Origin of the sequence: Scopulibacillus daqui (assembly GCF_016908855.1) — a bacterium.
Classification (GTDB): domain Bacteria; phylum Bacillota; class Bacilli; order Bacillales; family Sporolactobacillaceae; genus Scopulibacillus_A; species Scopulibacillus_A daqui.
Window position 1 is genome coordinate 62926 of record NZ_JAFBER010000011.1, and the last position, 26883, is coordinate 89808.

Sequence of the window (26883 nt, forward strand, 5' to 3'; positions counted from 1 at the left end):
ATTAATAGAGACTTCCCGCATTAATCACCGGCTGAGCAGATTTTTCCGAAACAATCGCCACCATTAAGTTATTGACCATATTGACTTTACGTTCTTCATCCAATTCAATTGTCTGATCTTCTTCTAGTTCGTTAATAGCCATTTTTGCCATGCTGACAGCACCTTCAACAATTTTTTGGCGTGCGGAAATAATAGCGGCAGCCTGCTGTCTTTGCAGCATGGCTTGAGCAATTTCAGGCGAGTATGCCAAATGGGTCAAGCGCGCTTCAACGACTTTGACGCCAGAAACCTTAAGACGATTTTGCAACTCTAATTCAAGTTCTTTAGAGACTTCCTCCGCGTTTCCTCTTAATGTTAATCGGTTATCATCAAATGTGTCATAAGGATAATGAGATGCTACGTGCCTAAGCGCTGTTTCGCTTTGGATTTCCACAAATTCTTCGTACTCATCAACATCAAAAATAGCTTTGGCCGGATCAATCACTTTAAAAACAATAACGGCAGCAATTTCAATAGGATTCCCTTCATCATCATTCACTTTCAGTCTTTCGCTGTTAAAGTTCCTCACTCTAAGAGAGACTGTACGTTTTTTTGTTAAAGGCACTGTAAAAATTAAGCCGCTTTTTCGTATGGTGCCCATATACTTTCCAAAAAATATCACAACAGCCGCTTGATTCGGCTGAATAATAGTGATGCCGCTGGCAATAAGCGCTGCTATAACAAGAGCAATTGCAGCTGCAGCCGGCACCCCTTGAAATAATGAGACAATCGCTATGACAACACATACAACGGCACATAAAACACCAATAAAACCATCCACGTGCCAAGCTTTCCTATCTTTCATTCGTACCCCGCCTTTTTATATTGTTTTGATATTTTTATGATATCACTTTTGTATATAAATGTAAATCATTAATTTCAAATAATATGAAAAAAATAGGTTGATTTTACACAAGAACAAAATTGGACTAATATAGTTATGGTATATTTATATTTAAAGTGATTTATGGAGGATCATTTTACATAGAGGAGGCATATAAGGGTGCAAGCATCTAAGCAAACCCCCCTATTGGATTTAGGAACACAAAGTTTACTTGAGCAATATCAAGAAGACTTGCAGAAGCAGCTGCTGGCTTTCGCAAGCAGAACCTTTGAAAATATTTATGCAAAACAATTAGATAACAATATCGCACAAATGATGACCGAAGAACTGGACCCAAGCGATTACGAACTCTTCGCTAACTGCTATTTAATATGGCAAATATTTTTGAAACGAGTAAAAGCCAATAAGACAGCTGTCACGATTTTCTACCAAGAACTAAGAAAGCAACAGCTTACCCAGCCGTTGCTGCAAATGGTTAAACAATGGCAAAAAGCCGTACCATCGATTTATGAAGTTATCGAACATTGCAATAAGCAAACGGTTAAAATCCGGGATATCCTTACTGGTTCCGAATATACATGCGGTATGAGCGAGGAAATTCCTCCTGTTAACAGCTTGATTATTGGATTTTTGATTGACATCGGCATGCGAAAAGAATTCTTTTGTTTCTTCCTTGACATTAACGAAAAAAATACAGTTGAAAAAGTCAAAAAGGAACTCATTGCTTTTCTGGACGGACGGAAAGACGCGGTGATTAAACACTACCCTGAAATCGTGATTAAAGTGCTTCAAGCAGTCAGAAGCGAAGAAGAAAAGAAAGGTATTGCGGCGTTATCTGAATCTCAAAAACTGGTATTAGATGATTATTTAAAAAATGTAAATGAGGTATATTCTAAAAGTACTCATGACTTTATAGATATACTTTGGCATAAATTCTGCAAAAAAGTCGATCCTAAAATGAAAAAACCGGAGATTTTCACAGCGGCTTTAGAATATCTTGCCGCGCAAATTGAAGAGGATGATCAAGCAACACAAAGCGTCCTCGCGAAAAAATATCAAACCACAAGCAGCAGTCTTTCAAATAAATACCGTCAAATCATGGACTTTGCAAAAGAAGACGTAGCCAAGTATTTATCTTTGTTAAAAAAAGACCAAGAAGTCAGTGCTTCCTGATTGCAGAACTCGCCACCGGACGGCGAGTTTTTTTAATCAAAACGCCGCTGTTATTTCTCTTTCTGAAAGCTATGGATCAGATAACAGCGGCAGCACATAATACATCGTTTCGACCCATTTAGACATTTTTCTTCTATTATATATGTCTTTAAGCGAATTTTTCCAAAACCGTAACAGCATGATTGATAGATAGTAAAAATTTTTAACAAAAAGAAAATCGGGCTTATTTCATTACCCGATTCTTTGAAAACGTATATTAAATCCCTTTCAATGACAGATATTGCATATTCAATGATAATCATAGATGCCGAAATTCCCGTGCTAAAAAAATAATGCTGGAGGGTTTATACCGTTATTTAGCCAAAAAGATCGTGCTTTCCCAACACTCTATGACATCGCAACTATGTTTTACCTGCATTTATCATAACAAAGTTCATCATGACTACAGTAATCATGTAATTTTTCACATCTTTCCATACATACCCTAAAAAAATGTGCTGTGAAGAAATTTTAGTCTCCTGCCTCTATTAAGACTATCTTTTCACTAAAACGCCCCCGCTTTTCAGCTTTTTTGCAACGCATCTCCTCTACTTTTTCCATAGGGATTCCATATGCTTCAGCCAGTGCAGCAATCACTTCCAGACAGTCCGCCAATTCTTCAGCCATTTCTGATTGCGTTATACACCCTGCCGCTTCATTCGCTTCTTCAATAAGCTTATTTTTAAGAGCCTCTTGGTATTTCTCGTTGTTTAAGTGAACAATCTTATAATTTTTCCCTGTTTTTTCGATAACTTCTGGAATCTTGTCGCGAACAAGTTTGTTATAAATGGCCGCTTTTAACTCCTTCTTTCTTTCCCATAAGTTCATCAAACAAAATGACTATTGACCCATTTAAAAAAACGGGAATAATGGCTTAAAATATCGGTAAGCATTCCGTATAGGTTTTGTATTAATTGAATAGGGGTAATTTAATAAAATGTTTCTATATTTCTTCTTAAAAACCCTCCCTATCAAAAATATTTCAAAAACTTATAACAAATTGGATGAATAAAATTTAAGTTTCAAATCATAACTTTATTGCAGGACAAACATTTATGATAACATAAGACCTGAACTTCATCATGTTACCGTTTTCTCTGAATTTTGGCGATCATTTGGTATGATGCTGCATTCCTTGTCACAGCGGGTTATACCATGATTAAACTTGACATTTTTTATCAGCGCGCTAAAATAATGTGGAATATGTTTTACCGCTCTCTTAGTTTTTTCTGGAGGGTTTATCAATTTATTTATTGCATTTGATACTAAGACGGGAGAAACCTTGAAGTCATTGTGGGCAATGAGGAGGTACTAAAAAATATGAATCTGAAAAAGATCCAGAGCCTGCTAAATAAGAAATTTGTTTTATTCTTTCTAGTTGTTATCATGTTCTGGATGAAAACTTACATGACCTACAGAACACAGTTTCATCTGGGCATTGATAATAAGATGCAAGCCTTTCTGCTTTTTATCAACCCTATCAGCTCAGCGCTTCTATTCTTTGGAATAGCTTTATTCTTTAAAGGGCGCGGCCGCTATTGGGCGATGTTTATCATCAACTTGATCTTGTCTTTCGTACTGTACGCAAACGTTGTATATTATCGTTTCTTTAACGATTTCATCACTTTGCCGACGCTTGAACAAACGCAGAACTTTGGTGAAGTAACCGGCAGTGCAAAGGCTCTTATGAAACCCTTCGATATCTTTTTCTTTACGGATACGATTATTATTCTTGCGCTGATTCTATTTAAAGTCATCAAGCCGCAGGAGCGTGTAAAAGGTCGTGCCGTATTGGCTGTATTTACTTCAGCTATCATGGTTTTCATCGTTAACTTGAGCCTTGCTGAAGCTGACCGTCCGCAGCTATTAAGCCGTACATTTGACCGGAATTATCTTGTTAAATATCTTGGTCAATATAATTATCAAATATACGACATTATTCAGACCTCCATGACAACAGCTCAAAGAGCGTTTGCAGACAGCAACGACTTGACGGATGTTGAAAACTGGACGAAATCCAATTATACAAAACCTAATCCTGAGTATTTCGGCAAAGCTAAAGGGATGAATGTCATCTACATTTCGATGGAATCCCTGCAAAATTGGATGATTAATTATAAGCTTGATGGTAAAGAAGTTACACCGTTTTTAAACAAGCTGACGCATGATAAGAACACGTTCTACTTTGATAACTTTTTCCATCAAACTGGCCAAGGCAAAACATCAGATGCAGAGTTCATGATGGAGAACTCATTATTCCCGTTGCCTCAAGGATCAGTTTTCTCAACAAAGGCGCAGAACACATATCAAGCAGCACCGTCAATTTTAAGCCAGCATGGTTATACAACTGCTGCCCTTCACGGTAACTCTGGATCATTCTGGAATCGTGATGATATGTACAAATCATTGGGTTATGATAAATTTTTCGATGCCCAATACTATGATATGAGCGATAAGAACGTTATAAACTATGGTTTGAAGGATAAACCGTTTGTAGAACAGTCTATGCCATACCTTGAAGGATTGAAGCAGCCGTTCTACGCAAAAATGATCTGGTTATCAAACCACTTCCCATTTATTTTGCCTAAGGAAGATATTGATTTCCCTGAGGCTAATACTGACGATGGTGTTGTTAACCGCTACTTCCAAACGGCTCACTATATGGATGAAGCTCTGGAACAATTCTTTAACGATCTGAAGAAGAGCGGATTATACAAAAACACAATTGTTGTGATGTACGGTGACCATTACGGCATTTCCGAAAACCATAACAAAGCAATGTCTCAAGTTATGGGCGAAAAAATCACACCTTACGTCAATGCTCAATTGCAAAGAGTGCCATTGTTCATTCATGTACCAGGCGTAAAAGGTAAAATTGATCATACCTACGGCGGCGAAGTAGATGTTCGTCCAACGATTCTTCACCTGTTAGGTATTGATACAAAAGACTTCATTTCCTTTGGTTCTGACTTGTTATCAAAAGAACACAGGGAAATTGTACCATTTAGAAATGGCGATTTCGTAACGCCTAAGTATACTCAAGTCAATGGCACATGTTACGAAAACCCATCAGGCAAAGTTGCTAAAGATACTAAGGCATGCAAACCTTTTGACAGTGTCGTTAAGAAAGAACTTGCCCTTTCTGATAAGGTTGTATACGGCGACTTGCTTCGCTTCTATCAACCTAAGGGCTACAAGCCGGTTAACAGGCAAAAATATGACTATGCCAGCGACCAAACTCAAGGCTTAACCAATTGGAAAAAAATTAAAATTCCAGGTGAAGCTCAAAAGAAACATGAAGAAGCTCTAAAAGCACATTCTTCTGACAGCAGCTCTTCAGAAAAATAACACGGAATAAAAGCACCCCCCGCAGCTAAAAAAAGCTGCGGGGGTTTTTGCTTTATCGCAATATAAAAACTTGCCGATTCTGGCGTTTTAAAAGGGAATGATCGTTTCCTGCCAATTTATGCTTTCTTAACATACAAAGAAACGGGAATAATAACGATGAAGGAGGGTTTATTTATGACAAATAACCATTATCTTGTCCCTGGTGCCAAGAAAGGCATGCAGCAGCTTAAACAAAAAGTGATGGCTGAACAAGGCTATAACGTGAATGCCAATCGTCCAGACAAAGCTAAGTATGAAATGGCGCAAGACCTAGGCGTCCCCTTAAAAAAAGGCTATAATGGCAATATAACCGCCAAACAAGCCGACAAAATCGGCGGGAACATCGGCGGGCAAATGGTAAAAGAAATGGTTCAAATGGCGGAAAAAAGCCTTAAAAATAAGCAATAAACTTTCCTTCCAAAAAATCATTCCTGTCATAGACAGGAATGATTGCTTTTATTTGTTCTTCTTTAACGATTTTTATGTATAAAAATTAAAAAATTTAAGTATGAATGCTGGTTAACTCACGGCACTTCAAGCTTATATCCAAGGCCGCGCACAGTTTTAATATAATTTGGCTTTCTGGAATCTTCCTCTATTTTACCGCGAAGATGACTGATATGAACGTCTACAATACGCGTATCTCCGGTGAAATCAAAGTTCCAAATCGCATTGAGCAATTGCTTTCGGGAGAGCACCCGTTTTTTATTTTTTGCAAGGTATACGAGTAATTCGAATTCTTTTGATGTTAAGACAATTTGTTTTCCACGTACATAAGCCTCGTATTTTTCAGGGTATATTAATATTTCGCCGATAGACATTGCATTGTTATCTGCCGGCTGCGTTTCTTCCAACGACTGCGTAAAACGCCGCAGAATTGTTTTAATTCGGACGATCAATTCCCGCGGACTAAACGGCTTCGTCATGTAGTCATCAGCACCGAGTTCAAGGCCTAATACTTTATCGAATTCATCATCTTTAGCCGTTAACATGATGATTGGAATCATGAGCTGTTTTTCACGGATAAACCGGCAAACATCGAGACCATCCATCCCGGGCAGCATAAGATCCAAAACCACTAAGTCAGGACGTTCTTCTTCTGCCAGCTTTACAGCAGTATGGCCGTCTGCAGCAACGATGACATGAAAACCTGCTTGCTTCAAATTGTATTCAAGTAAAGTGGCAATTGATTGTTCATCTTCAACGACCAAAATTTTTCTCATAAGATGACCGCTCCCCCGCTTCGTTTTGTTTACTTTTATTAGCCATTCTCTTATTATTATAGGAAACTTTCGACGATAATGGTTAACTTTTTTGTTATATAGGTTATTTTTCGCATTTTCTATAAATGATTTTCCGAAACGATCTTTTTTATTAGCCAAATCGGCCGTTTATATAATCTTCTGTTTTTTTATAGACTGGCTTCGTAAACATAATAGACGTATCGTTATACTCAACCACTTCTCCTTCATAGAAAAAGGCGGTTTGGTCTGCGATTCTCGCCGCTTGCTGCATATTATGAGTAACGACGGCGAGTGACACTTGTTTTTTTAGCGATAAAAGCAAATCCTCAATCTTCGCGCTTGATACAGGATCTAATGCAGATGTAGGTTCATCTAATAGAAGCACCTTTGGTTTTAAGGCGAGCGCTCTGGCTATGCAAAGCCGTTGCTGCTGTCCTCCTGAAAGAGATAATGCCGATTGGGACAAGCGGTCCTTAACCTCATCCAACAATGCCGCTTGATATAAGCTTTCCTCAACAATGTCGTTGAGACGCTTCTTGCCTCGTATACCGGCAAATTTTAAGGGCATTGCAATATTTTCGTATATAGATTTTGGAAAAGGATTGGGCTTTTGAAAAACCATGCCGATTTCTTTGCGCAAGGCGACGACATCAATTTTTTTATCTAACAGATTTATGCCATCATACATGATCTCCCCTTGGCATTTGGCTCCCGGAATTAAATCATTCATTCGATTGATTGTTCTTAAAAAGGTCGACTTACCGCATCCGGATGGCCCTATTAAAGCGGTTATTGATCGTTCCCGAATCGGGAGGGATACATTTTTTACAGCATGATTATTTTTGTAATAAACATTTAACTCATTGACTTCAATAATTATATTTTGTTTTTTCGGTTCAGGATAAACGATGTTCTCCTTCAGTTGTGTCAGCATATTTCACAGCCCCCTCTTATTTTCCAGTCATTTTTCTTTCAACTAATCTTCCAAGACAGCGAGCAGAGACGTTAAACAGCAAAATGCATAAGACTAATACAGCCGCAGCCCCGTATGCCACTTGTTTCGCATCGGGAATAATACTGTCTGCATTGACTGCCCAAATATGAACAGATAATGTTTCCGCTGAACGAAAGACATTCAACGGCGAATTAGGAGCGAGCGGATTCCAATTAGTGAAATCGAGGTTCGGCGTTGACAATCCTGCTGTGAACAACAGCGCAGCCGATTCTCCAAATACCCGGCCCGCCGACAAAATCAGACCGGTTAAAATTCCGGGAAAAGCGGCAGGAAGCAATACTTTTTTGATTGTATGCCATTTGGTTAAGCCTAAAGCAAGACCTGATAATCTTTGATCTTGAGGAACGGAGCGAAGGGCGTCTTCGCATACTCTGACGATCACCGGCAAATTAAATACGGTTAACGCTAAGGCTCCTGATAAAATCGAGTACTCCCAATGAAAGAAATTAACGAATACGAGCATGCCGAACATGCCAACAATGATTGACGGCAAAGAGGATAATACTTCAAGGCAGGAACGCATAAACCCCGTCAGCTTATTGGGTTTGGCATATTCCGCCATATAGATTCCGCCGGCAATGCCAAGAGGTACAGTAAACAGCATAGTAATGAATAAAATATAGAAGGAGTTCCAGAGCTGATTTTTTATGCCTCCTCCAGCAAGAAATGCGCTGGCATCCGATGTGAGAAAACGAAGGCTAATATGAGAAAAGCCTTGATACAATATATAGCCGACGAGTCCAAGCAAAATGCCGGCCATCAGAACCGCACAGCAGGTAATAAGAAAGATTGACATACGATTCGCTTTATTGCTGTTCACGACAGCCGCCCCCTTTTAGACAAGAATCTTATTAAAATGATAAATATATAAGTCATGATGAGTAAAATTAATCCAAGCGACCATAGAGCATCATTCAATACGCTGCCATCAGTTGTATGACCCATACTAAGCGTAATCATAGTTGTCAGCGTAGCTGCCGGTTCAATCAGCGAATGGGGCAGAACCTTGGCATTGCCAATAACCATTTGCACAGCTAATGCTTCGCCGAATGCCCTTGCCATGCCAAGGACAACAGCCGTAAGCAGTGACGGCAGCGCTGCTGGAATCACAACCTTATAAATCGTTTGCCATTTCGTTGCTCCAAGCGCATAGGAGGCTTGACGCCATTCATCCGGCACCGATTTAATCGCATCAGCGGCTAGGCTGGCTACTGTCGGTAAGATCATAATGCCGACGACGATTGCCGCGGCTAACATTCCGAAGCCCAGACCTCCGAATTGTGATCTGATAAAAGGGACAATGACGGACAACCCAATGAGCCCGTATACAACCGAAGGGATGCCCACTAATATTTCGATAACAGGCTGAAGCATTTTTTGCCCCCATGTCTTCGCGATTTCTGTCATAAAGAGGGCGCTGCCAATGCCGATTGGCGCCGCTATTAACGCCGCCAATATCGTCACTGTAAAAGAACCGAAAATAAATGGAAGTGCACCATAAGATGCATGCTGATGGCTCTCCGGATTCCAATGAATCCCAGTTAAAAATTTAATAGGGTTAAGCCCATCAACTGTGAAAGAGCGAATGCCTTGCAATGTTAAGAAAAGAGTGATAGACATAGTTGCCGCCATGATAAGCGAAGCACATATGAAAATTAATATTTTGCCTCGATTCTCGCTGTTTCTAGACAAGAATGTCCGGTATGAGACATTTTCTTTTATTAGCCGCCGATTGACTGTTTTATGATCTAAAGACGATTCTCCATTCTTAACAATCATCGTTTTCTCCCTTCAATTATTCCGTCATCGTTTTCCCATCAGCGTTTCGCTTGACTTTCATTTTAGCTACAGAAATATATCCTTGAGCAGGAACTAATTTATCTTGGACTTCTTCACTCATCATAAAATCCAAAAATGCCTGTTCCAGTTTATTTGGTTTACCTTTTGTATACATATGTTCATAGGCCCATACAGGAAATTTTCCAGACGTAATATTATTCTCTGTTGCCTTTATGCCATCAATGCTTACCTTTGTGACATCATGATTATTAAAATAGGATAATGCGAGGTAGCCGATAGCACCTGGCGTCTCAGAAATAATTTTGCTGACCGTGTTAGAAGAATCCTGAGTAATGCCTTCTGCCGGCGTTTCATTATCTAGAGCAAATTGATCAAAGGCAGCCCGTGTTCCTGAACCATCCGGACGGTTGACGAGCGTTATTTTCCCCTTCTTGCCGCCGACTTGCGACCAATCATGAACCTTGCCTGTAAAGACCTTCTTAAGATCATTCTTTGAAAGATTTGTAATGCCTGTTTTCGGATTTACTGCTGCGGTCATTCCAACAACAGCTACTTTATGATCCTCCAGGCTTTTTGCTGAAATATCTTTTTCTTGTTCAGCAAAATAATCCGACATCCCGATATCCAAGTTTCCTTTGGCCACTTGACTGAGCCCAGTGCCGCTGCCTCCGCCTTGCACTTGGATTTGGACGCCAGGATTTTGATTCATAAACTCTTTCGCGGCGGCTGCTGCTAATGGTTGTAACGCTGTTGAACCGCCGATTGTCAACTTTCCGGATAAATCTCCGCCAGACTTGCTTTCCGAGTGAGCGGGCTTAGTATTTGCGGTGTTTGTTGTATCAGCACTCTTTCCGCAGCCTGCTGTGAAAGCGACCAACATCATAACAACTGCTCCCAACAACCAATTTTTAATTTTCACTATTTTCCCCCTCTAAAACTGTCATTGTTTTTTTACACTTTTAGATTAAAAGATCATCATTAACGCCATATAAAGGCAATGTAAAAACTTTGTAAAGATACCCGGGGAATTCATTGCAATATAAAAAAAGATGGTGTCCTCAAAAGCCGGGCTTTTGGGGACACCATCTTTTTTGCTAGTCTTCAATGATTTGCTGGCTGATAAAGCGGATGACATCGCCGCGGCTTATCACCCCGACCACTCTCCCCGCTTGATTAATGACGGGAATCTTTTTAAAATGGTGTTTGGATAGGATATTTAACACTTCTTCGAAATTATCGTCAGGATTAACGTAATAAATCTTCCGTCTTGTCATCATTTTATCGACCGGCCAATCCATTTTTTGTTTGACTGAGGTTTTCAGTTCTGTTTTTTCCAACCTGATGATCATCGAGTAGAAGTCAAAAGTGGTTTGCTGCTTATTATTCGCAACCGCGCGGACAACGTCTCCGTCACTGACCATTCCAAGAAGCTTATGCTCGTTGTCTAACACCGGTACACCGCCAATTTTATGCTTCACAAGCTTTTTTAACAATTCCCGTACGGTATCGTCTTTTTTTGCATAAATCACATCCGTAATCATTAAATCTCTAACCTTCAAGAATATCACTCCCTAACTCATATTCACCAAAACAAAACCATCATCAAACAGTGCAGGAAGCTTTTCAAAGTGAAGCGGTCTCCCTGAATGGTAAACGCTTTCAATTCTTAATATATTTATTATATCACTAGTTAATGCAGGTTACATGACGGATGATGTCATTAGCTGCAGAGTTTGAAGACAGCTTCTCCGGTAATTTTCTGATATGTTGCATGAATCGTGTCAACACTATGTCTGTGCATTTTATTTTATTTTAAGTAATCGCGGAAAATCGTTTACACGCTTTAAATACTTCTGTACTATAGAAATGTAAATATTAACTAAGGTAGGGGACCTTATGTCTAATTACAATATTTCTGCGTTTATCAAACTGGTTCGGCAAATGGATCGAAGTGTTCGCAATGAATTTAACTTGAGTTTATTCGGCACGCAAATTCAATTGTTAGAAACTCTATATAGAAACGGTCCGTTGCGAATGTCTGATCTTGCCGAAAAATTAGATATAACGCTTGGCGCTGTTACCTCGCTTTCCGATCGTATGATTAAGACGACAAAATTTATTGAACGCCAGCGCTGCGATGATGACCGAAGAGTCGTCCGTCTTGCTCTTTCCGAAGAAGGCAGGTCTTTCGTTGACAGTTTTATTAAGAAAAGAAGTAAAACAAAGCACAAATTTTTCGATAAATTATCTGAAGATGAAATCGCCGAATTTTTGCGTTTATCTCAAAAAATGCTTGATTAACGATCTACAGAAGACAGGAAACTTTACTCAGCTGTCTTCTTTTGTTTGCAGCGGGATTATATAAATTGAAACTTTCTGTTGATTTTAGGAATTCCCTTAAAATTTGTGTGAAACCATCTTATTTTTCGCATGAATACATATCTCAAAAAGAATGGACAAGTTTTTAGAAGAAGGCAATGAAGATTGATTATGATCCGATTGTTCATGTTAAAAGGTAAAACCTAAGCGTGATCAATTGGTTTTTTGAAATGAGAAAAGAATTGAAAAGACAGAAAAGCCAATCAAGGGATGAATTGAAAAAATGATTCGCGGTCAAATTAACTCACAATTCATTATACGAAAATGATAAATAACAGGCTATCGCTTTGATAGCCTGTTATTTATGCCCCTATTACTCTTTAGGGCCGATCATTTCTTCTGGTTTAACCATTTCTTCAAATTGCTTTTCAGTCAAAATGCCTGTTTTAACGGCAGCCTCTTTTAATGTTGAACCGTCGGCATGAGCGGTTTTGGCGATTTTAGCTGCGTTTTCATAGCCGATGTGCGGATTAAGCGCGGTAACCAGCATTAAAGAATTATGCAAATAGTGGTCTATTTTTTCTTTATCCGGTTCAATGCCCACTGCGCAATGATCATTAAAGGATACCATTGCATCAGAAAGCAGACGGACGGATTGCAGGAAGTTATAACTTATAACCGGCTTAAAGACATTTAATTCAAAATTGCCTTGGCTTGCCGCAAAACCGATTGTTGCATCGTTGCCCATGACTTGAGCGGCGACCATTGTGACAGCTTCAGATTGTGTCGGATTAACTTTCCCCGGCATGATTGAGCTTCCCGGCTCATTGGCTGGAATTGTAATTTCACCGATGCCGCAGCGAGGACCGCTTGCCAGCCATCTGACATCGTTGGCGATTTTCATAAGATCCGCAGCAAGACCTTTTAATACACCATGAACAGCTACGATTTCATCATGGCTTGTTAAAGCATGAAATTTATTTTCAGCGGATGTGAAGGTTTTGCCAGTTACTTTAGAAATTTCTTCAGCTGTTATTTTGCCGAAATCAGGATGAGCATTCAGGCCTGTGCCAACCGCTGTTCCGCCGATTGCTAATTCTTTCATATGCTCAGTTGTTTCTTTCAGCATCACATCAATTTTATCAAGCATCATGCGCCAGCCGCTGATTTCTTGGCCGAGCGTCAATGGTGTAGCATCCTGCAAGTGCGTACGGCCAATTTTAATAATATCCTTGAAGGCCTCTTCTTTTTCTTTTAAAGTGTTTCTTAATTTATGCAGCGCAGGCACAAGATCATCCTCAACCGCTAGAACAGCTGCAACGTGCATAGCAGTTGGGAACGTGTCGTTTGAGCTTTGCGATTTGTTGACATCATCATTTGGGTGGACACGCGCTTCAATGCCTTTCTCCTTAAGTATTTGGTTTGCGCGGTTTGCAATCACTTCATTAACATTCATGTTGGACTGTGTACCGCTGCCTGTTTGCCATACAACAAGAGGGAATTGGTCATCCCATTTGCCATTGATGATTTCCTCAGCAGCTTGGACAATGGCATCCGCCTTGTCAGCGTCTAACTTGCCAAGCTTTTTATTTGCAAGCGCCGCACTTTTTTTCAAAATTGCAAAGGCTTTAACCACTTGAAGGGGCATTTTTTCCCAGCCGATTTTGAAATTATTTTTACTGCGCTGGGTTTGCGCCGCCCACAATTTGTCCGCCGGCACTTTCACTTCGCCAAGCGTATCTCGTTCAATTCTGTAATCCATTCGGAAGTCCTCCCTTACGCTTTAGCGCGGTTTCTCATTGACTGCGTATATTTTCAGGAAACCGCTGTCATCTACCACCACTATTATCATACGTTTTGCGAAACATGTCAAAAGTTATTGAACTTAAAATTCAGTGGTTTAAATAAACTGTTCCGCTTCCTGACATTCATTTACCCCGCAAATTAAAACAATCAGCTGCAATAGGTGCTTCAAAAAACTAAATAATAAAAAAGAGCCTTATTAGAACCAACTCTAATACGAGCTCTTTTAACTCTATAAAGGGGCTGAAGTGATCATCATTATCCTCTGTTTCCTGCTAATTTGCCATTTCTATATATTCGCTTTCCAGTTTCTCTTGACCCCTCTTCTTGGGGCGGTCTTGTCTTTTTAAGGAAAAAAGCCAGAATCAAAGCTAAGAGAGAAAGAGCGGCTGCAACAATAAATGCATCATTGATACCTCTAATAGAAGCTTCCTTAGCAATCATCGCCATTTGCTTTTTCGTATGAGGAGCCAATGATTGAATCAAGTCTTGGGCATGTTTCTTTGTCTGGCTGCTCATAACCGTTATGAGAAATGCCGTTCCTAAAGATCCGGAGACTTGCCGAAGGGTGTTCACCATTGCCGTCCCGTGAGCATTAAGACTTTGCGGCAGAGCGTTTAACCCCGCTGTCATGATCGGCATCATTAACATGGACATCCCAAACATCCGGCAGCTATACAACATAATTAAGGCCGTATAAGTTGTTGAATCAGTCAGTCTGCTAAACATATAGGTGGTTACAGCCGTTATGATCAATCCGATGACCGCCAGCCATTTCGGACCGGCTTTATCAAAAATATATCCGGTGATCGGGTTCATAATCCCCATAATGATGGCCCCGGGCAAGAGCAGCAGCCCAGATTCCAGCGGTGTGAAGCCGCGAATATTTTGCAAGTAAATCGGCAATAGAAGCATCGCCGCAAACATAGCCATAGTAATGATGATATTGATGATTGCCGCTAATGTGAACATGCCGTATTTAAATACTCTAAATTCCAGCATTGGTTTACTTACTTTAAGCTCTCTTACAACAAACAAATCCAGCGCAACAACTCCGGTAAAAATGGTGTTGAGAACAAAAGGATCTGTCCATCCCTTATTGCCTGCGCTGCTAAACCCGTAGAGGATACCGCCAAAGCCGACCGTAGACAGAATAACACCCAAAATATCAAGCTTTGGTTTCGTTACTTTCGTGACATTTTTGAGAAAAATCGCCGCGACAATGATATCGATAATGGCTATTGGAAGGATGACGAAAAAGAGAAGCCGCCACGAATATGTTTGCACGATCCAGCCTGAAAGCGTCGGTCCAATGGCTGGCGCAAATATCATCGCTACCCCGACTACCCCCATTGCAGAGCCTCTTTTCTCAGGAGGAAAAATGGTTAAAATAACATTTGTTAAAAGCGGCATCATGATCCCGGCTCCGCTTGCCTGAACTAATCTTCCTAAAATAAGGATAAAAAAGCTTGGCGCTATGCCGCAAATGAATGTTCCGACAGCAAACAAACCCATTGCGGCCGTAAACAGCTGCCTTGTTGTAAATCTTTCCATTAAATAAGCTGTTATAGGAATGAGGACACCATTAACAAGCATATATCCCGTTGTCATCCATTGAGCTGTTGTAGCCGTAATATGAAAGCTGTTCATCACTTGAGGCAAGGCTACATTCATAAGCGTCTGATTCAATATAGCCACAAAAGCCCCCATTATCATAACCGTGATAATGGGGCCTTTTTTGATATTCTGAACAGAAGCTTTGGAAACGGTATCCATTAAAGGTCAGCCCCTTTTTAATTTATCTAGAATGTCTTGATGAACTTTTAAAAGAAATTCGATTTCCTTATCTGGCATTTCCAGCAAGCCTGAAAGACGTTCCTTAAGCAATTGATACGCTTCGTCTTTCTTTTTATTGCCTTTAGGAGTTAATCGCATCGTTAAGGTCCGGCGATCGGATGCTGAGCGTTCCCGCTCAATCAAACCAGCTTTTACCAGCCTTTCAACAATACCGCTCATTGTACTGTTTCCAACAAGCAATTCCTCTGATAATTGCCCTAAGCTGGCATTGGGTGATTGATCCAGAAAATAAAGCACTTGAAATTGAATAACGGTTAAATTTAATTCATCTGATTCTTCAAGCAGCATATAATACAATGCCCGATTGACTTCCTTAAAAGATTTCATTATTTGATGGACTTTTTCATAGTTGCCCACAACCAAAACACCTCTTACTTGTATATTCATCTGCGACTATTTATTATTTCGCATACGAAGCATATTTAGCACAATTGATACTATATGCCTGTCCATATTTTGTCAATAGGGATATGCGTCCGACTTTATGAACGTTTTGTGAATGGCGGGCTGTCAACTATGAATCATAAACGATGTCCTTTTGCGAATAAATCAGCCGATCAGCCTGATTAAATTGGCGGCAGATCTAACTTTCCTTCTGTAAATAATTCCTTAACCATATGTTTAGAGAATCCGGCTGCTTGAGCAAAGGTGATCTTTGCAGGCAATGGCGGTTCATTTGCATCAACAATAACATCAACAATACACGGCTTTGTTTGAGACACTGCTTGTTCCAGCGCTTGAGGCAATTCTTCAACTTTCTCGACGCGATAGCCGATGCCGCCGCAAGCTTCAGCGAATTTGGCAAAGTTTGGGTTGACAAGGTTAGTGCCGAATTCAATATTCCCCATCACTTCCTGCTCGTATTTGATCATTGCGATTTTATGATTGTTAAGGACAATGATTTTAATTGGAAGCTCGTATTTCACAGCTGTTACAAAATCATTCATTGTCATGCCAAATCCGCCGTCGCCGCAAATAGCAAACACTTGCTTATCAGGATAAGCCATTTGGCCCGCCAGAGCGCCCGGCAGACCGCAGCCAAGCGTAGCCAGCCAACTGGAAAGAATAAATTGCTGATTGGTTATTCTAAAGTCACGCGCTGTCCATACTGTCACATTGCCGACGTCAACAGAAAGTACAGCGTCGTCATGAGCGACTTGATTAAGCATACGGAGCACTTTCTGCGGCTTAATCGGAACCGAATCGTCGGCCTCCTCCTGCTCCATCTTCTTCCACCATCGTTTCATCATTTCTTGGTGATGTTCAAGGAATGACCGATCTTGTTTGGCTTTAATGTGTGCAGTCAGCCATTCTAACGTCTTGCCGGCATCACCGGCGCAGCCGACGTCAGCGGGATATCTTTTGCCGATTTGATAAGGATCAATATCAACGTGAATCGTTTTCGCTTTGTCAGGCAAGAAAGCGTTAAATGGATACGACGTTCCAATTAATATCAGCGTATCCGCATTTTGCATGGCATTGTATGCGGGTTTTGTGCCAATTTGACCGAGACCGCCCAAACACAATGGGTGTTCATCAGGTATAACCCCTTTTGCCGGCAGGGAAAGGACGATCGGCGCCGCAATTTTTTCAGCAAAATCAATTAATGCTTGACTTGCGCCCTTTGTGCCTTTTCCAGCTAAAATAACCGGTTTTTCCGCATCATTAATCACTTGTTTGGCTTGTTCTAAATCTTTAAGTTCAGGCATGATTTGCGGCTTAACATAGAACGGCTTCGTATAACGTATATCGCCTTCCATTTCAAATTTTGGAACATCATCGGGTACGGTTAATACAGCCACCCCATGTCTTGTATAAGCTGTCCGAATCGCTTGGTTAACCACTGTCGGCAATTGTTCAGCTGACATAATCCTTTGGTTATAAACAGCAACATCATCAAATAACCTTTCCAAATTCACCTCTTGGAAAAAGTCGGTCCCTAATAAATCTGATTCAACTTGACCGCAAATCGCAAGGACTGGTGCCCGGTCCAGCTTAGCATCATACAAACCATTAAGAGTATGTATAGATCCCGGACCGGCAATCGTTAAGCAAACGCCTAATTTTCCTGTGAGCTTGGCATATGCGGCAGCGGCTAATGCCCCCGCTTCTTCATGCCTAACTTGAATAAACTTGATTTTTCCGGCTTCATGCGCTTTTCTTAAAGGTTCAACAATCGAGTTAATGGAATCGCCGGGCATGCCGTAAATATGATCGACTCCCCATTGAATTAAAAGGTCAATTAACACTTCTCCCGCTTTTTTTCGAAACATATATTTCATTCCTTTCAATTCCTAAAAACTGCGTTATCGTTGTATCTTAGTTTGCTTTTATATTGTGCTGGAAATATATGAGGTTTATGCAAAATTCCGATCAACTCGAATTAAATGTATAAAGGGAAATATGAGCGATACAAAAGATTTGGGTTATTTTGCATATATAAAAACCATGGAGCCTTTCCGCTTCATGGTTTTATCGTATATCATCCTTTTATCGAGGTTTTGGTTTTACTGATTTTCGTCTAAAATTTTCCCGGTGCATCTTTTCCTCTTGTTTCCGCTTTTTCGATCCAAACCATTCTGAGCCGACAATAATGACGCCTATGACCAAAAAAGCTAATATCCCGCCAACCAAATGAAACATGATCCATCCGAAATCCGTCAAATCCATCACTCCTTACTTAATCATAATTTAACCGCTGAACCATAAATTATTCTTGTCAAGGTTTGTCTAAAATAAGGAGCAATTGGCAGCAGTCATTTTGTTTTTCGCTATCAAGCTAAAGCGCTGATTTACTGCTGTTTACATTTTCAAATTGATGATGATATACTTTCCAAGGCAAAACAGAAAAATAAAAAGGTGATAAAAATGGCATCTGCGATTTACAGAAAAATATTATCCCTGAACCCTAAGGTCATTCTATTCCTGGAATATTTGGAAATCCTTATAGGCGCAACAATCGTTGGATTAGTCTTCAACCTTCTTTTATTGCCTAATAAAATTGCTGCCGGCGGGGTCAGCGGCATTAGTACGATTCTTTTCGGCCTTTTTCACTGGAACCCTTCTTATGTTCAATGGGCTTTTAATATCCCGTTGTTTTTCCTTGGAATTATTCTTTTAGGAAAACAATTTAGCCTTAAAACCCTTGTCGGGACAACTTTCCTGCCCTTTGTCATTTATATGACCGACGGCATTCAGCCTATTACGCACAATCACCTTTTGGGGGCTTTATTCGGAGGAATCGGTTTAGGAATTGGACTGGGCATTGTGTTCCGCGGCAAAGGCTCTACCGGGGGCACGGCACTTATTGGACAAATTCTTCATAAATACACCCATCTTTCCCTCGGCTTTTGCATGGTTATTATTGACGGTTCTATTGTCGTGCTCTCTGCCTTTGTTTTTAGTTTGGAACAAGCATTATATGCCATTATCAGCATTTATTTATCCGGAAAAATGATTGATGTCGTTCAAGTCGGGCTAAGCTATCATAAAATGGCATTAATTATTTCTGAAAAAGAAGAAGAAATCCGCGAGTTAATTTTTAAAGAAATTGACAGGGGCATTACTAAGATTTCCGGGGTCGGCGGCTATACAAATGCATCAAGGCCTATTCTAATGTGCGTCCTTGATCAAAGCGAGCTGACAAAGCTCAAACAGCTTGTCAACAGAATTGACCCCTCTGCATTTGTTATCATCTCAAATTCGGTTGAAGTGTCAGGTGAAGGATTTACTCAAGAACTAATGAAAAGAAAACAGCCGTGAAAACGTGCCGATTGGCAAGATTATATGTTTTGAAAGTATAAAATGAGCCTAAAGGGAGAATATCCCATAGGCTTATTTTCTTTTTAATAATCTTGCAGCACCATTTATGAGCCAATCAATGATATGAATAAAGACGGATAAAGAAAAAGCTGTTTGAATATTTTCCAATTGAATAGAAGGCACAATAGCGAAAATGATCATAATAATACACGTATCTAAAATAATGGTCACAATATTTTCTTCTGCCCAGCGCGGCTTCCTTTTTAAGATAAAACTCATAACCGCCCTCATTAATGGTTGAATAAAAACTTCAGATAATAAAAAGGCAAAAACAAGAAGCAATGCGCCTGTAAATAGAGCGCCTTCCCCAAACGCTTCTACAGAATGGTTAAACCAGCTCATAGTTTCCATTAAATAGAAATATATAATTGTAAAAAAACTAATGGGAATAAGCACAAGAATAGCCAACAAGGGAATAAGCCAAACTTTCACACGCCAAGGCGGCCGCTCCCTTTCCCCTTTATTGACCATGACATGAACAAATGCAACCACCCCGACAACGATTGCAGCAATGATAATAATATTAAAAGCATTCATATATTTATTCCTCTCTATGTATAGCACTAGCTGTCGATATATATATATAAAATCATTCTTTGAATGTAAGACTTGGCTCAACTGGTGTCAAGCATGACAGTTTAACTGATATGGCCTCTTTTTGAATATGAAAATTAAGAGTCCAATACATATTTTTCGATAAACGCAAATGATTGTAACTGTTTTGTTACAAAATAATAGGATTTGTTTCATATAATTAAGGTCAGACTCATTATATCAAATTTAATGGCTATGTTTGGAATCGTTTACTGTTTAAAAGATCACACAAAGGTATTTATACCATCAGCTGATTTATTATAAAATAATATAAACGCAAAATAATAAGGAGCTAAATGATGACAAGGTACAGCCTTTTGCTCGTCCTTGGTTCTCTCGTTTTTTTTCTCTCAGGATGCCATCTTTCAGGATCGCCCTACACATTAATTCATCAACCAAAGCAAGCAGAGAGCAACCAAGAATTAAAAGATGCGATATTTAAACAAATTCCCAAAAAAGCTAAATTGATCTCAACGGGCAGCAGTCAAATATATCATCAAATTATACAAAAAGATTTTGACGGAGATCATCAGAAAGAAGCTTTGTTCTTTTATTACACAGGCTATGGCGATGTCCATATGGCTATAATGAAACGGATCAACAATCGCTGGAAAAAGATCGCAGATGTTCCGACCGGCACTGTCGATATCGACGAATTTCTTGTTAGTGATATTGATCATAACGGCATCCCTGAAATTATCTTAGGTCTTGACTTGTATAATCATAAAGAGTGTGTCGTTTATTCCTTTAAAAATGACAAATTAAAAGAAGAGTTTAAACATCCCTACAGCAAGATTGTGATTAATGATTTAAATGATGACCATCAAAAGGATCTTACTTTAATAAACTTTGCACCTCTTAAAAATTTTACAGTATCAACCTTTCAAGTGAATAAAAAAGGTGAGTACCAAAAGCTTTCATCCATCAAACTCAATTCAAAAATAGACGGTATTGACCATGTCATAGCTGGCAAATTAACAGAAAAGCAATCCGCCCTGTTCATTGATACGACAATAGGCAACGTAAGCAGGACAGAAGTTGTCTCCTTTGAAAATGGGAAACTGACATATGCCTTGCCGAAAAGCGAACAAACGGATAAACCTTTTCAAGAATACAGTGAAGACATCAATCACGACGGCATCATTGAAATCGCTGTGCCTTTTGCACCAAAAGGCTGGGAGGATGAGCCGCTTGCTGATACGCCGTTTATTACAGCGTATAAAAGATGGGATGGTAAGCATTTAAAAGTTGTCAATGAACGTTATAACAGTTATGAAAACGGCTTTTACGTCGATTTTCCAAAAGCATGGATTAACCGTGTCACTGTTAAACACGAAAAAATTAATAAGCATATCACATTTACAACAATCAAGGACAATAAACCGCTCCTTTCGATCTATTGGATGAAAAAAAGCCAATCCTATAATAAAAAGCACTATATAAAAATTGGCGAATCGCCGAAGTATAATTACCTTATTCCTAATAAGCAAACAGATATTAATTATAGATATACTTTTCACATTATCCGTTAATCATTGATTCGAGGTGTATACAGTGACCAGTGTTATGGTTGTTGAGGATGAACGTGCGATTAGGAGCTTTATTGTATTAAATTTAAAACGGTCAGGGTTTGAAGTGATTGAAGCTGAAACCGGTGAAGCTGCCCTCGATCATTTAAAAAATAATGATATAGATATTGTTTTGCTGGACATTATGCTGCCGGGCATCGACGGCTTCAAAGTTTGCCGGAAAATGAGAGAATACAACAGTGAAATTGGCATTATCATGCTTACAGCTAAAGTTCAGGAAGAGGATAAAGTCACCGGGTTGACAATCGGTGCCGACGACTATGTGTCAAAGCCATTCAGCCCTGTTGAACTGGTCGCGCGCGTCAATTCATTAGCCCGCAGGCTTAAAGTAAATAAAAAATCGGATGAAGAAGAATCCAACATGATTAAATCAGGTCCGTTCAAATTATCAATTAAGGAGGGCCGCCTGTTTAAAAACCAGACCTTTATTGATTTAACGCCGACTGAATTTGAAATCATCCGTCTGCTTATGGAGCATCCGAACGAATCCTTAACGCGCGACGAACTTTTAGATCATGTTTGGGGGCAGAATTATGTCGGTGATACCAAAATAGTCGATGTTAATATTCGGAGGCTCAGAAGAAAAATTGAAGATGACCCTTCTCATCCCCAGTATGTATTAACTCACTGGGGAAGAGGATATATGTGGAGCGGTGACGAATAATGACTAACCGGGTTGTCTTAAACTTTATGGCCATTATATTAATTACCTTAGCGCTCAGCGAATGCGTATTCGCCGTCACCCTTCGCACCTATTATTACCAAAACATATCCAGAATGATTATCACACATGCTGATACGTCACAGGATTTATTTAATCGATTTAATCAAGAAAACCCAAGCGAAGAAAACGGCAAACTTCTTTCGTCAATTCTGAAAAGCTTCGACACCCGCAAAGCGGAGCTTCAAGTATTAAATACAAACGGCGATGTGCTTACCTCTTCTTCAGGCTTTGAAGTTAACCAGAAGGTTCATTTGAAACCGGAAATTCTCAGCGGAAAAAAAGTTATCGATGTCGCCAAGATGCCGGATACCGGCGAAAAAGTGATGAACATCTATGTTCCTATACAGATTTACTCCGGTACTTACGTGCTTCGCTATATTACATCTCTTGAGGATGTTGATGATGTTTTAACCTTGGTTTACGCAGGAGCGGCAACCATCGGCATCATTATAGCCCTCATCGTATTTATTATCAGCCTGAGATTTGCGAGGTCTATCGTCGATCCAATTACAAATATTATTTCCGCTGCAAAAGAAATGGCTAAGGGGCATTTTAACATCCGAGTCGATAAAAAATATAAAAATGAACTTGGCGAGCTGGCGGATACACTTAATTACATGGCTGATGAAATCGTCAAAACGAACAAGCTGAAAAGTGAATTTATCTCGTCTATATCCCATGAATTAAGGACGCCGCTGACGGGCATCAAAGGCTGGAGCGAAACGATGCTATTAAGCCGGGAATTGGACAGAAAGGACTTTGAAGAGGGGCTGAATATTATAGCGAGCGAAACAAACAGATTAATTGAACTTGTAGAGGATCTGTTGGATTTCTCCCGCCTCCAGTCTAATACTTTGAAATTGTATAAAGATAACTTCCGGTTTGATGAGCTGTTAAAAGAAGTCGTTAAATCCTTAAAAATCAAAGCAAAAGAAAAAAATATCAAAATTGAAATACACCAGCTTAAAAGAACAGTCATACACGGCGATAAAAACCGGTTAAAGCAAGTCATTATCAATACAATTGACAATGCCATTAAATTTTCCCGCCCTAACAGCACGATTGACATATTTCTTAAAGATTCCTATGAGTATATCACCCTTATTGTGAAAGATTACGGCATCGGCATCAGTGAAGAGCATCTTCCTTATCTCACCCAATCCTTTTACCAAGTTTCTTCTAAAGGCCAAGGGTCCGGCCTCGGGCTTTCCATCACTAAGCAAATTATAGATTTGCATAAAGGGAAAATCGACATTAAAAGTAAAGTTAATGAAGGAACGACCATATCTATCCAATTGCCTAAATTGATTCTGGAGAATAAATAAAGAAAACTTGGCTGGGTGCAGTACCCTGACGCCAAGTTTTCTTTTAGTTAGCTGTAAGGCTCGTCTTCTTTGTTTGTTAAATTTTGCCCTGCTTTTTTCGCTTTATCAATGACATCTGAAGTTTTTTGAGTGAGCGAGATAGCCAGGTCGCTTGATTTGTCAATGAGACCTGAAGATGTTCCGCAAAGATCTTTACGAAATTCCTCGCCAGATTTTGGTGCAAGCATCAGAGCGGTAAAAGCGCCTACAGCCCCGCCTACTAAAGATCCTACTATAAAATTTTTCGCACTCATCTCTATTCCTCCTCAAACAATATGCTGTCCTCTTTCATTATTTTACCACAATGCGGCACATACTGATATATGTCATCCAATATCCCGCATTAATTTTCTCATATATATCATTCGCTATTGTTTCAGAAAAAAGGACATCATTCACTATATTCTCTATTCTTCTTGCAAATTCCTTTAACATCATTTTAATATTGCTTATTTAATAGGAATCTATACATCCGGCTTTTCCTTATCCCGCGCAAAAAGGCTGCTTCAACCCTTCTTCAGCAGCCAGTGGATGATTATTTTAAATTTTTGTGACTTAAACTAATTATTGAGGGCGTTATTAGCATCATTAATATCTGCATCATACGTATTCGTCAAACTAATCACATTATTTTCAATATGAAAGTCACCTGTACTAAATCCTCCGGAACCAGAAAAAGTCTTTGAAACCACTTTGGGGGCCACGTTTAGACTGTCCCCAAAATTAAGAGCGCCTGAAACAGTGTTAATCTTAACCGCTCCAACAATTGAAGGCAACATCATCACACCTTTTATGAGGCAATAAAGCAGCAGCACCTCATTTGATAAAATTTATCTATTTATTTCATTATTGGTATCATTGACATCCGGGTCATATGTGTTCGTGAGTGAATATATACTGTTTTGCAGATGAAAATCGCCTGTTCTTGACCCGCCTGCTCCGGAAATAAACTTAATATTTTGCTTAGGGGTTAAATTAGCTGTATCACCAAAGTTAACAGAGCCCGAAACATAACTGCACTTAAACGTTTTAACAATTGAAGGCATATTATTCTCTCCTTTATCCCTATTGACCAATCTATATGGACCATTTTCTGTTCTTGCCATGAATATATCATTCTTTATTTAAATGGCTGTTTGATCGTCTTAAAGCCGTACTTATCATAAAATATCCTTTAATGCAAGCCTTTTGATTTAATTATTTCCTGCATTATTCGCATCATTAACATCTGCATCATACGTATTCGTTACACTATAACCATTATTTTCAATATGGAAGTCACCTGTCCCAAATCCTCCTGAACCAGTATAAGTTTTTGTAACAGCTTTTGGAGCAACGTTTAATGTATCTCCGAAATTCACCGCGCCGGAAACTGTGTTGACTTTAACGGGACCAATAAGCGAAGGCATCGTTATCCCTCCTAATCATATATGTTAGATAACATCCTTCATCAACGATTTATCACAAACGGCATCATTTTATATAAGCATGTCTTAAAACTTCAGCCTTATCTGCATGATATCTATTATATGTACCTTTGCATTATATGAATAGTCGTCTGTCACATTTTTATAAAAAGACAAATTCAAAATAAAAACACGCTTAACATTCTTTATTGTTCAGCGTGCTTTAAAAAATGATTAAACCTTTCGAACCCTGAAAAAGCGCGTTAATATCCATGATCCTTGAGGAAGCCCAAAGCTCAATTCCCAAGCGCCAAAGCCGCCCAGTCTATATTTGCGGACTAAGAGCGCTTTTTCAATAAGGCTGCGGGCATCTTCGAACCATACAACATGCCTTCTGTTTGACGTATCTGTGTAATAAAAAAACGGCGACTTATATTCTTCGGAATACTGAATAGGGACATTGTTATTCATAGCAACAGTCGTTGCCGCATGCGCTGACAAAGTCACTGGCAATTGGCCGGGACGGTAAGGAATAATCCAGTCATAGCCATAATAAGGAACCCCTAAAATAATTTTATCCCGCCTGACTTTGCTCACCGCAAAATCTAAAGTTTTTCTGATCTCGCCAATTGGCGCCACCGGCCCTGGTTCACTTCCCGGATAGTGCCAGTCATACGCCATGATAAACATATAATCAACAGCTGAACCGATCGCTTGATAATCATAGCCTTTAAGCCATGGTATATTATCATTCTCTTTTGGCGGGACGGAAATGGTTGTGATCAAGTTTCGTTCTTTCAAGCGCTGATTTAGCCGGCGCAAGAAAGATGAGAATAATTCCCGATCTTCTGCCAAAACTTTTTCAAAATCAATATTGACGCCGCCAAAACCATTTGTTGTTACTAATTGGTATATATTGTTAATAAGCCGCTCTGTTGCTGAAGGATTGCTTAACACCTGATGGGTTAAACTTGAGCTGAACCCTTGTGGCGTTAAGTTAGTAATAGTCGCTAAAGGTGTCATATGGTTGCGCCAGGCAGCGGCAACTTCTGCAGATACATTTAATTGGCTCAGCGAACCATTTGAATAAAAATGGTATTCAAATAAAGCCATCAGTGACGTATAAGGTGCAAAATCTTCAATTTGTTTGATATCTGACGGCAAACCTCTAACCACTGTGTATCCAAACGTTGTGATGTATTCTTTAGATATTTCTGGAATGTTCACCCTCATTCCAGGCTGCAATTGGTTCGGGTCTACCCCGGGATTGGCTCTTAACAGCTCATCGGCAGAAATATAAGCCCTTTTAGCAATGGAGTAAAAGCTGTCCCCTTGCTGAACAGTGTAGGAACGGCTTGGTATAAGCAATGCTTGCCCGGGAGTAATATTATCGCGGTGCAGCCCGTTAACCATACGGAGATTATTGAGAGGGTACTGGTACTTTTGGCTAATCGAATATAACGAGTCACCCGGCTTAACGGTATAAACAAACAAAATATCCCTCCTCTTCCCTGTTATTACCGTATGCAAATGACCAGGTTCACGTTCAAAAAAAGGTTCTACGTCAAATGTCCCGTGCTGTTTCGATTGCTTCTGTTATTATCTTTTCTAGTCTATTGATTTCCATAATTCGTTCAATTCCTTACATGCCAATAAGAACCATGCCAATGTTACGTTGATCATAAATATCGCGTATTATTTCTAACATTCGTATCACCTCTATATTCATCTATGGCGATCACTTTAGGCAATTCTTCAAATTCTTTTAAATGTATAGAGGAAATTCGATCAAACCGACGAATAACTGTTGTCTGCGATGTTCGAAACTGTGCAGCAGTATCTTTAAAATTTTTGCCATGAATGA

Annotated in this window: 27 protein-coding genes and 1 pseudogene; 8 read left to right on the top strand and 20 right to left on the bottom strand. The window is 39.6% G+C overall.

Going from position 1 to position 26883, the window contains the following annotated elements:
• Position 1 precedes the first annotated feature (1 nt).
• Positions 2–844 carry an SPFH domain-containing protein gene (locus JOD45_RS09545; protein WP_205003659.1) on the bottom strand — a complete coding sequence of 281 codons (843 nt, stop codon included), beginning with the start codon at positions 842–844 and terminating at the stop codon, positions 2–4.
• A 198-nt stretch (positions 845–1042) separates the two neighbouring features.
• On the opposite strand from JOD45_RS09545, the gene JOD45_RS09550 reads away from it, so the two are divergent.
• Entirely contained in the window at positions 1043–2056 is a 1014-nt protein-coding gene (locus JOD45_RS09550) for a hypothetical protein (protein WP_205003660.1), read from the top strand.
• Positions 2057–2566: 510 nt separating this feature from the next.
• Here JOD45_RS09550 and JOD45_RS09555 read toward each other — a convergent pair.
• On the bottom strand, positions 2567–2923 hold the full coding sequence (locus tag JOD45_RS09555; protein WP_205003661.1) for a nucleoside triphosphate pyrophosphohydrolase: 357 nt from the start codon (positions 2921–2923) through the stop codon (positions 2567–2569).
• A gap of 492 nt (positions 2924–3415) precedes the next feature.
• On the opposite strand from JOD45_RS09555, the gene ltaS reads away from it, so the two are divergent.
• Positions 3416–5443 (top strand): lipoteichoic acid synthase, encoded by a 2028-nt coding sequence (ltaS, locus tag JOD45_RS09560; protein WP_205003662.1) that lies wholly within the window; start codon positions 3416–3418, stop codon positions 5441–5443.
• A gap of 174 nt (positions 5444–5617) precedes the next feature.
• Complete coding sequence (locus JOD45_RS09565; protein ID WP_205003663.1) at positions 5618–5890, top strand: alpha/beta-type small acid-soluble spore protein; 273 nt, start codon at positions 5618–5620, stop codon at positions 5888–5890.
• 116 nt (positions 5891–6006) lie between these two features.
• On the opposite strand, the gene JOD45_RS09570 is transcribed toward JOD45_RS09565, so the two are convergent.
• The 6 genes from JOD45_RS09570 to JOD45_RS09595 form a co-directional block, all read right to left on the bottom strand.
• Complete coding sequence (locus JOD45_RS09570; protein ID WP_205003664.1) at positions 6007–6705, bottom strand: response regulator transcription factor; 699 nt, start codon at positions 6703–6705, stop codon at positions 6007–6009.
• Between the two features lie 151 nt (positions 6706–6856).
• The gene (pstB, locus tag JOD45_RS09575; protein WP_205003665.1) at positions 6857–7660 is read right to left on the bottom strand and encodes a phosphate ABC transporter ATP-binding protein PstB; all 804 of its coding nucleotides are present in this window, start codon (positions 7658–7660) and stop codon (positions 6857–6859) included.
• A 16-nt stretch (positions 7661–7676) separates the two neighbouring features.
• A complete protein-coding gene (gene pstA / locus JOD45_RS09580; RefSeq protein WP_380896738.1) occupies positions 7677–8561 on the bottom strand; it encodes a phosphate ABC transporter permease PstA in 885 nt (294 codons plus the stop codon).
• Complete coding sequence (gene pstC, locus JOD45_RS09585) at positions 8558–9520, bottom strand: phosphate ABC transporter permease subunit PstC (protein WP_205003666.1); 963 nt, start codon at positions 9518–9520, stop codon at positions 8558–8560. The genes pstA and pstC overlap by 4 nt, the downstream gene beginning before the upstream one ends.
• 16 nt (positions 9521–9536) lie before the next feature.
• Positions 9537–10463 carry a phosphate ABC transporter substrate-binding protein PstS family protein gene (locus JOD45_RS09590; RefSeq protein ID WP_205003692.1) on the bottom strand — a complete coding sequence of 309 codons (927 nt, stop codon included), beginning with the start codon at positions 10461–10463 and terminating at the stop codon, positions 9537–9539.
• 172 nt (positions 10464–10635) lie between these two features.
• On the bottom strand, positions 10636–11100 hold the full coding sequence (locus JOD45_RS09595; RefSeq protein ID WP_205003667.1) for a CBS domain-containing protein: 465 nt from the start codon (positions 11098–11100) through the stop codon (positions 10636–10638).
• A gap of 337 nt (positions 11101–11437) precedes the next feature.
• Between JOD45_RS09595 and JOD45_RS09600 the strand changes: the two genes are divergently transcribed.
• Entirely contained in the window at positions 11438–11842 is a 405-nt protein-coding gene (locus JOD45_RS09600) for a MarR family winged helix-turn-helix transcriptional regulator (RefSeq protein WP_205003668.1), read from the top strand.
• Positions 11843–12233: 391 nt separating this feature from the next.
• Here JOD45_RS09600 and fumC read toward each other — a convergent pair whose 3' ends face one another.
• From fumC to JOD45_RS09625, 5 genes are all read right to left on the bottom strand, one after another.
• Complete coding sequence (fumC, locus tag JOD45_RS09605; protein WP_205003669.1) at positions 12234–13622, bottom strand: class II fumarate hydratase; 1389 nt, start codon at positions 13620–13622, stop codon at positions 12234–12236.
• 299 nt (positions 13623–13921) lie between these two features.
• Positions 13922–15439 (bottom strand): DHA2 family efflux MFS transporter permease subunit, encoded by a 1518-nt coding sequence (locus tag JOD45_RS09610; protein ID WP_205003670.1) that lies wholly within the window; start codon positions 15437–15439, stop codon positions 13922–13924.
• A gap of 6 nt (positions 15440–15445) precedes the next feature.
• Positions 15446–15907 carry a MarR family winged helix-turn-helix transcriptional regulator gene (locus JOD45_RS09615; protein ID WP_205003671.1) on the bottom strand — a complete coding sequence of 154 codons (462 nt, stop codon included), beginning with the start codon at positions 15905–15907 and terminating at the stop codon, positions 15446–15448.
• Between the two features lie 179 nt (positions 15908–16086).
• A complete protein-coding gene (locus tag JOD45_RS09620) occupies positions 16087–17793 on the bottom strand; it encodes a pyruvate oxidase (protein ID WP_205003672.1) in 1707 nt (568 codons plus the stop codon).
• A 217-nt stretch (positions 17794–18010) separates the two neighbouring features.
• The gene (locus tag JOD45_RS09625) at positions 18011–18184 is read right to left on the bottom strand and encodes a hypothetical protein (RefSeq protein WP_205003673.1); all 174 of its coding nucleotides are present in this window, start codon (positions 18182–18184) and stop codon (positions 18011–18013) included.
• A 204-nt stretch (positions 18185–18388) separates the two neighbouring features.
• On the opposite strand from JOD45_RS09625, the gene JOD45_RS09630 reads away from it, so the two are divergent.
• Positions 18389–19282 carry a YitT family protein gene (locus JOD45_RS09630; protein WP_205003674.1) on the top strand — a complete coding sequence of 298 codons (894 nt, stop codon included), beginning with the start codon at positions 18389–18391 and terminating at the stop codon, positions 19280–19282.
• Positions 19283–19354: 72 nt separating this feature from the next.
• On the opposite strand, the gene JOD45_RS09635 is transcribed toward JOD45_RS09630, so the two are convergent.
• On the bottom strand, positions 19355–19879 hold the full coding sequence (locus JOD45_RS09635) for a hypothetical protein (protein ID WP_205003675.1): 525 nt from the start codon (positions 19877–19879) through the stop codon (positions 19355–19357).
• A gap of 356 nt (positions 19880–20235) precedes the next feature.
• Here JOD45_RS09635 and JOD45_RS09640 point away from each other — a divergent pair, with 356 nt between their 5' ends.
• The 3 genes from JOD45_RS09640 to JOD45_RS09650 are packed head-to-tail and all read left to right on the top strand — an operon-like array spanning position 20236 to position 23574.
• Entirely contained in the window at positions 20236–21468 is a 1233-nt protein-coding gene (locus JOD45_RS09640; RefSeq protein WP_205003676.1) for a hypothetical protein, read from the top strand.
• Positions 21469–21490: 22 nt separating this feature from the next.
• Positions 21491–22189, top strand: a complete 699-nt coding sequence (locus JOD45_RS09645; RefSeq protein ID WP_205003677.1) for a response regulator — start codon at positions 21491–21493, stop codon at positions 22187–22189.
• 26 nt (positions 22190–22215) lie between these two features.
• On the top strand, positions 22216–23574 hold the full coding sequence (locus JOD45_RS09650) for a sensor histidine kinase (RefSeq protein WP_205003678.1): 1359 nt from the start codon (positions 22216–22218) through the stop codon (positions 23572–23574).
• A 47-nt stretch (positions 23575–23621) separates the two neighbouring features.
• Here the strand turns inward: JOD45_RS09650 and JOD45_RS09655 are convergent, their stop codons facing one another.
• From JOD45_RS09655 to JOD45_RS09680, 6 genes and pseudogenes are all read right to left on the bottom strand, one after another.
• Positions 23622–23867 carry a YtxH domain-containing protein gene (locus tag JOD45_RS09655; protein ID WP_205003679.1) on the bottom strand — a complete coding sequence of 82 codons (246 nt, stop codon included), beginning with the start codon at positions 23865–23867 and terminating at the stop codon, positions 23622–23624.
• Between the two features lie 306 nt (positions 23868–24173).
• The gene (locus JOD45_RS09660; protein ID WP_205003680.1) at positions 24174–24389 is read right to left on the bottom strand and encodes a spore germination protein; all 216 of its coding nucleotides are present in this window, start codon (positions 24387–24389) and stop codon (positions 24174–24176) included.
• A gap of 54 nt (positions 24390–24443) precedes the next feature.
• Positions 24444–24719, bottom strand: a complete 276-nt coding sequence (locus tag JOD45_RS09665; protein ID WP_239549191.1) for a spore germination protein — start codon at positions 24717–24719, stop codon at positions 24444–24446.
• An 87-nt stretch (positions 24720–24806) separates the two neighbouring features.
• Entirely contained in the window at positions 24807–25022 is a 216-nt protein-coding gene (locus tag JOD45_RS09670; protein WP_205003681.1) for a spore germination protein, read from the bottom strand.
• Positions 25023–25253: 231 nt separating this feature from the next.
• Complete coding sequence (locus tag JOD45_RS09675; protein ID WP_205003682.1) at positions 25254–26513, bottom strand: glycosyl hydrolase family 18 protein; 1260 nt, start codon at positions 26511–26513, stop codon at positions 25254–25256.
• 212 nt (positions 26514–26725) lie between these two features.
• Positions 26726–26883, bottom strand: a pseudogene (locus JOD45_RS09680) (ISL3 family transposase); the annotation flags it as partial.

Excerpts from the sequence above, each read along its gene's own strand:
- JOD45_RS09545 (WP_205003659.1), bottom strand. The coding sequence starts at position 844 with ATGAAAGATAGGAAAGCTTGGCACGTGGATGGTTTTATTGGTGTTTTA.
- JOD45_RS09555 (WP_205003661.1), bottom strand. The coding sequence starts at position 2,923 with ATGAACTTATGGGAAAGAAAGAAGGAGTTAAAAGCGGCCATTTATAAC.
- ltaS (WP_205003662.1), top strand. The coding sequence starts at position 3,416 with ATGAATCTGAAAAAGATCCAGAGCCTGCTAAATAAGAAATTTGTTTTA.
- JOD45_RS09565 (WP_205003663.1), top strand. The coding sequence starts at position 5,618 with ATGACAAATAACCATTATCTTGTCCCTGGTGCCAAGAAAGGCATGCAG.
- JOD45_RS09570 (WP_205003664.1), bottom strand. The coding sequence starts at position 6,705 with ATGAGAAAAATTTTGGTCGTTGAAGATGAACAATCAATTGCCACTTTA.
- pstB (WP_205003665.1), bottom strand. The coding sequence starts at position 7,660 with ATGCTGACACAACTGAAGGAGAACATCGTTTATCCTGAACCGAAAAAA.
- pstC (WP_205003666.1), bottom strand. The coding sequence starts at position 9,520 with ATGATTGTTAAGAATGGAGAATCGTCTTTAGATCATAAAACAGTCAAT.
- JOD45_RS09600 (WP_205003668.1), top strand. The coding sequence starts at position 11,438 with ATGTCTAATTACAATATTTCTGCGTTTATCAAACTGGTTCGGCAAATG.
- fumC (WP_205003669.1), bottom strand. The coding sequence starts at position 13,622 with ATGGATTACAGAATTGAACGAGATACGCTTGGCGAAGTGAAAGTGCCG.
- JOD45_RS09610 (WP_205003670.1), bottom strand. The coding sequence starts at position 15,439 with ATGGATACCGTTTCCAAAGCTTCTGTTCAGAATATCAAAAAAGGCCCC.
- JOD45_RS09615 (WP_205003671.1), bottom strand. The coding sequence starts at position 15,907 with ATGAATATACAAGTAAGAGGTGTTTTGGTTGTGGGCAACTATGAAAAA.
- JOD45_RS09620 (WP_205003672.1), bottom strand. The coding sequence starts at position 17,793 with ATGTTTCGAAAAAAAGCGGGAGAAGTGTTAATTGACCTTTTAATTCAA.
- JOD45_RS09630 (WP_205003674.1), top strand. The coding sequence starts at position 18,389 with ATGGCATCTGCGATTTACAGAAAAATATTATCCCTGAACCCTAAGGTC.
- JOD45_RS09635 (WP_205003675.1), bottom strand. The coding sequence starts at position 19,879 with ATGAATGCTTTTAATATTATTATCATTGCTGCAATCGTTGTCGGGGTG.
- JOD45_RS09640 (WP_205003676.1), top strand. The coding sequence starts at position 20,236 with ATGACAAGGTACAGCCTTTTGCTCGTCCTTGGTTCTCTCGTTTTTTTT.
- JOD45_RS09650 (WP_205003678.1), top strand. The coding sequence starts at position 22,216 with ATGGCCATTATATTAATTACCTTAGCGCTCAGCGAATGCGTATTCGCC.
- JOD45_RS09655 (WP_205003679.1), bottom strand. The coding sequence starts at position 23,867 with ATGAGTGCGAAAAATTTTATAGTAGGATCTTTAGTAGGCGGGGCTGTA.
- JOD45_RS09665 (WP_239549191.1), bottom strand. The coding sequence starts at position 24,719 with ATGGCAAGAACAGAAAATGGTCCATATAGATTGGTCAATAGGGATAAA.
- JOD45_RS09670 (WP_205003681.1), bottom strand. The coding sequence starts at position 25,022 with ATGCCTTCGCTTATTGGTCCCGTTAAAGTCAACACAGTTTCCGGCGCG.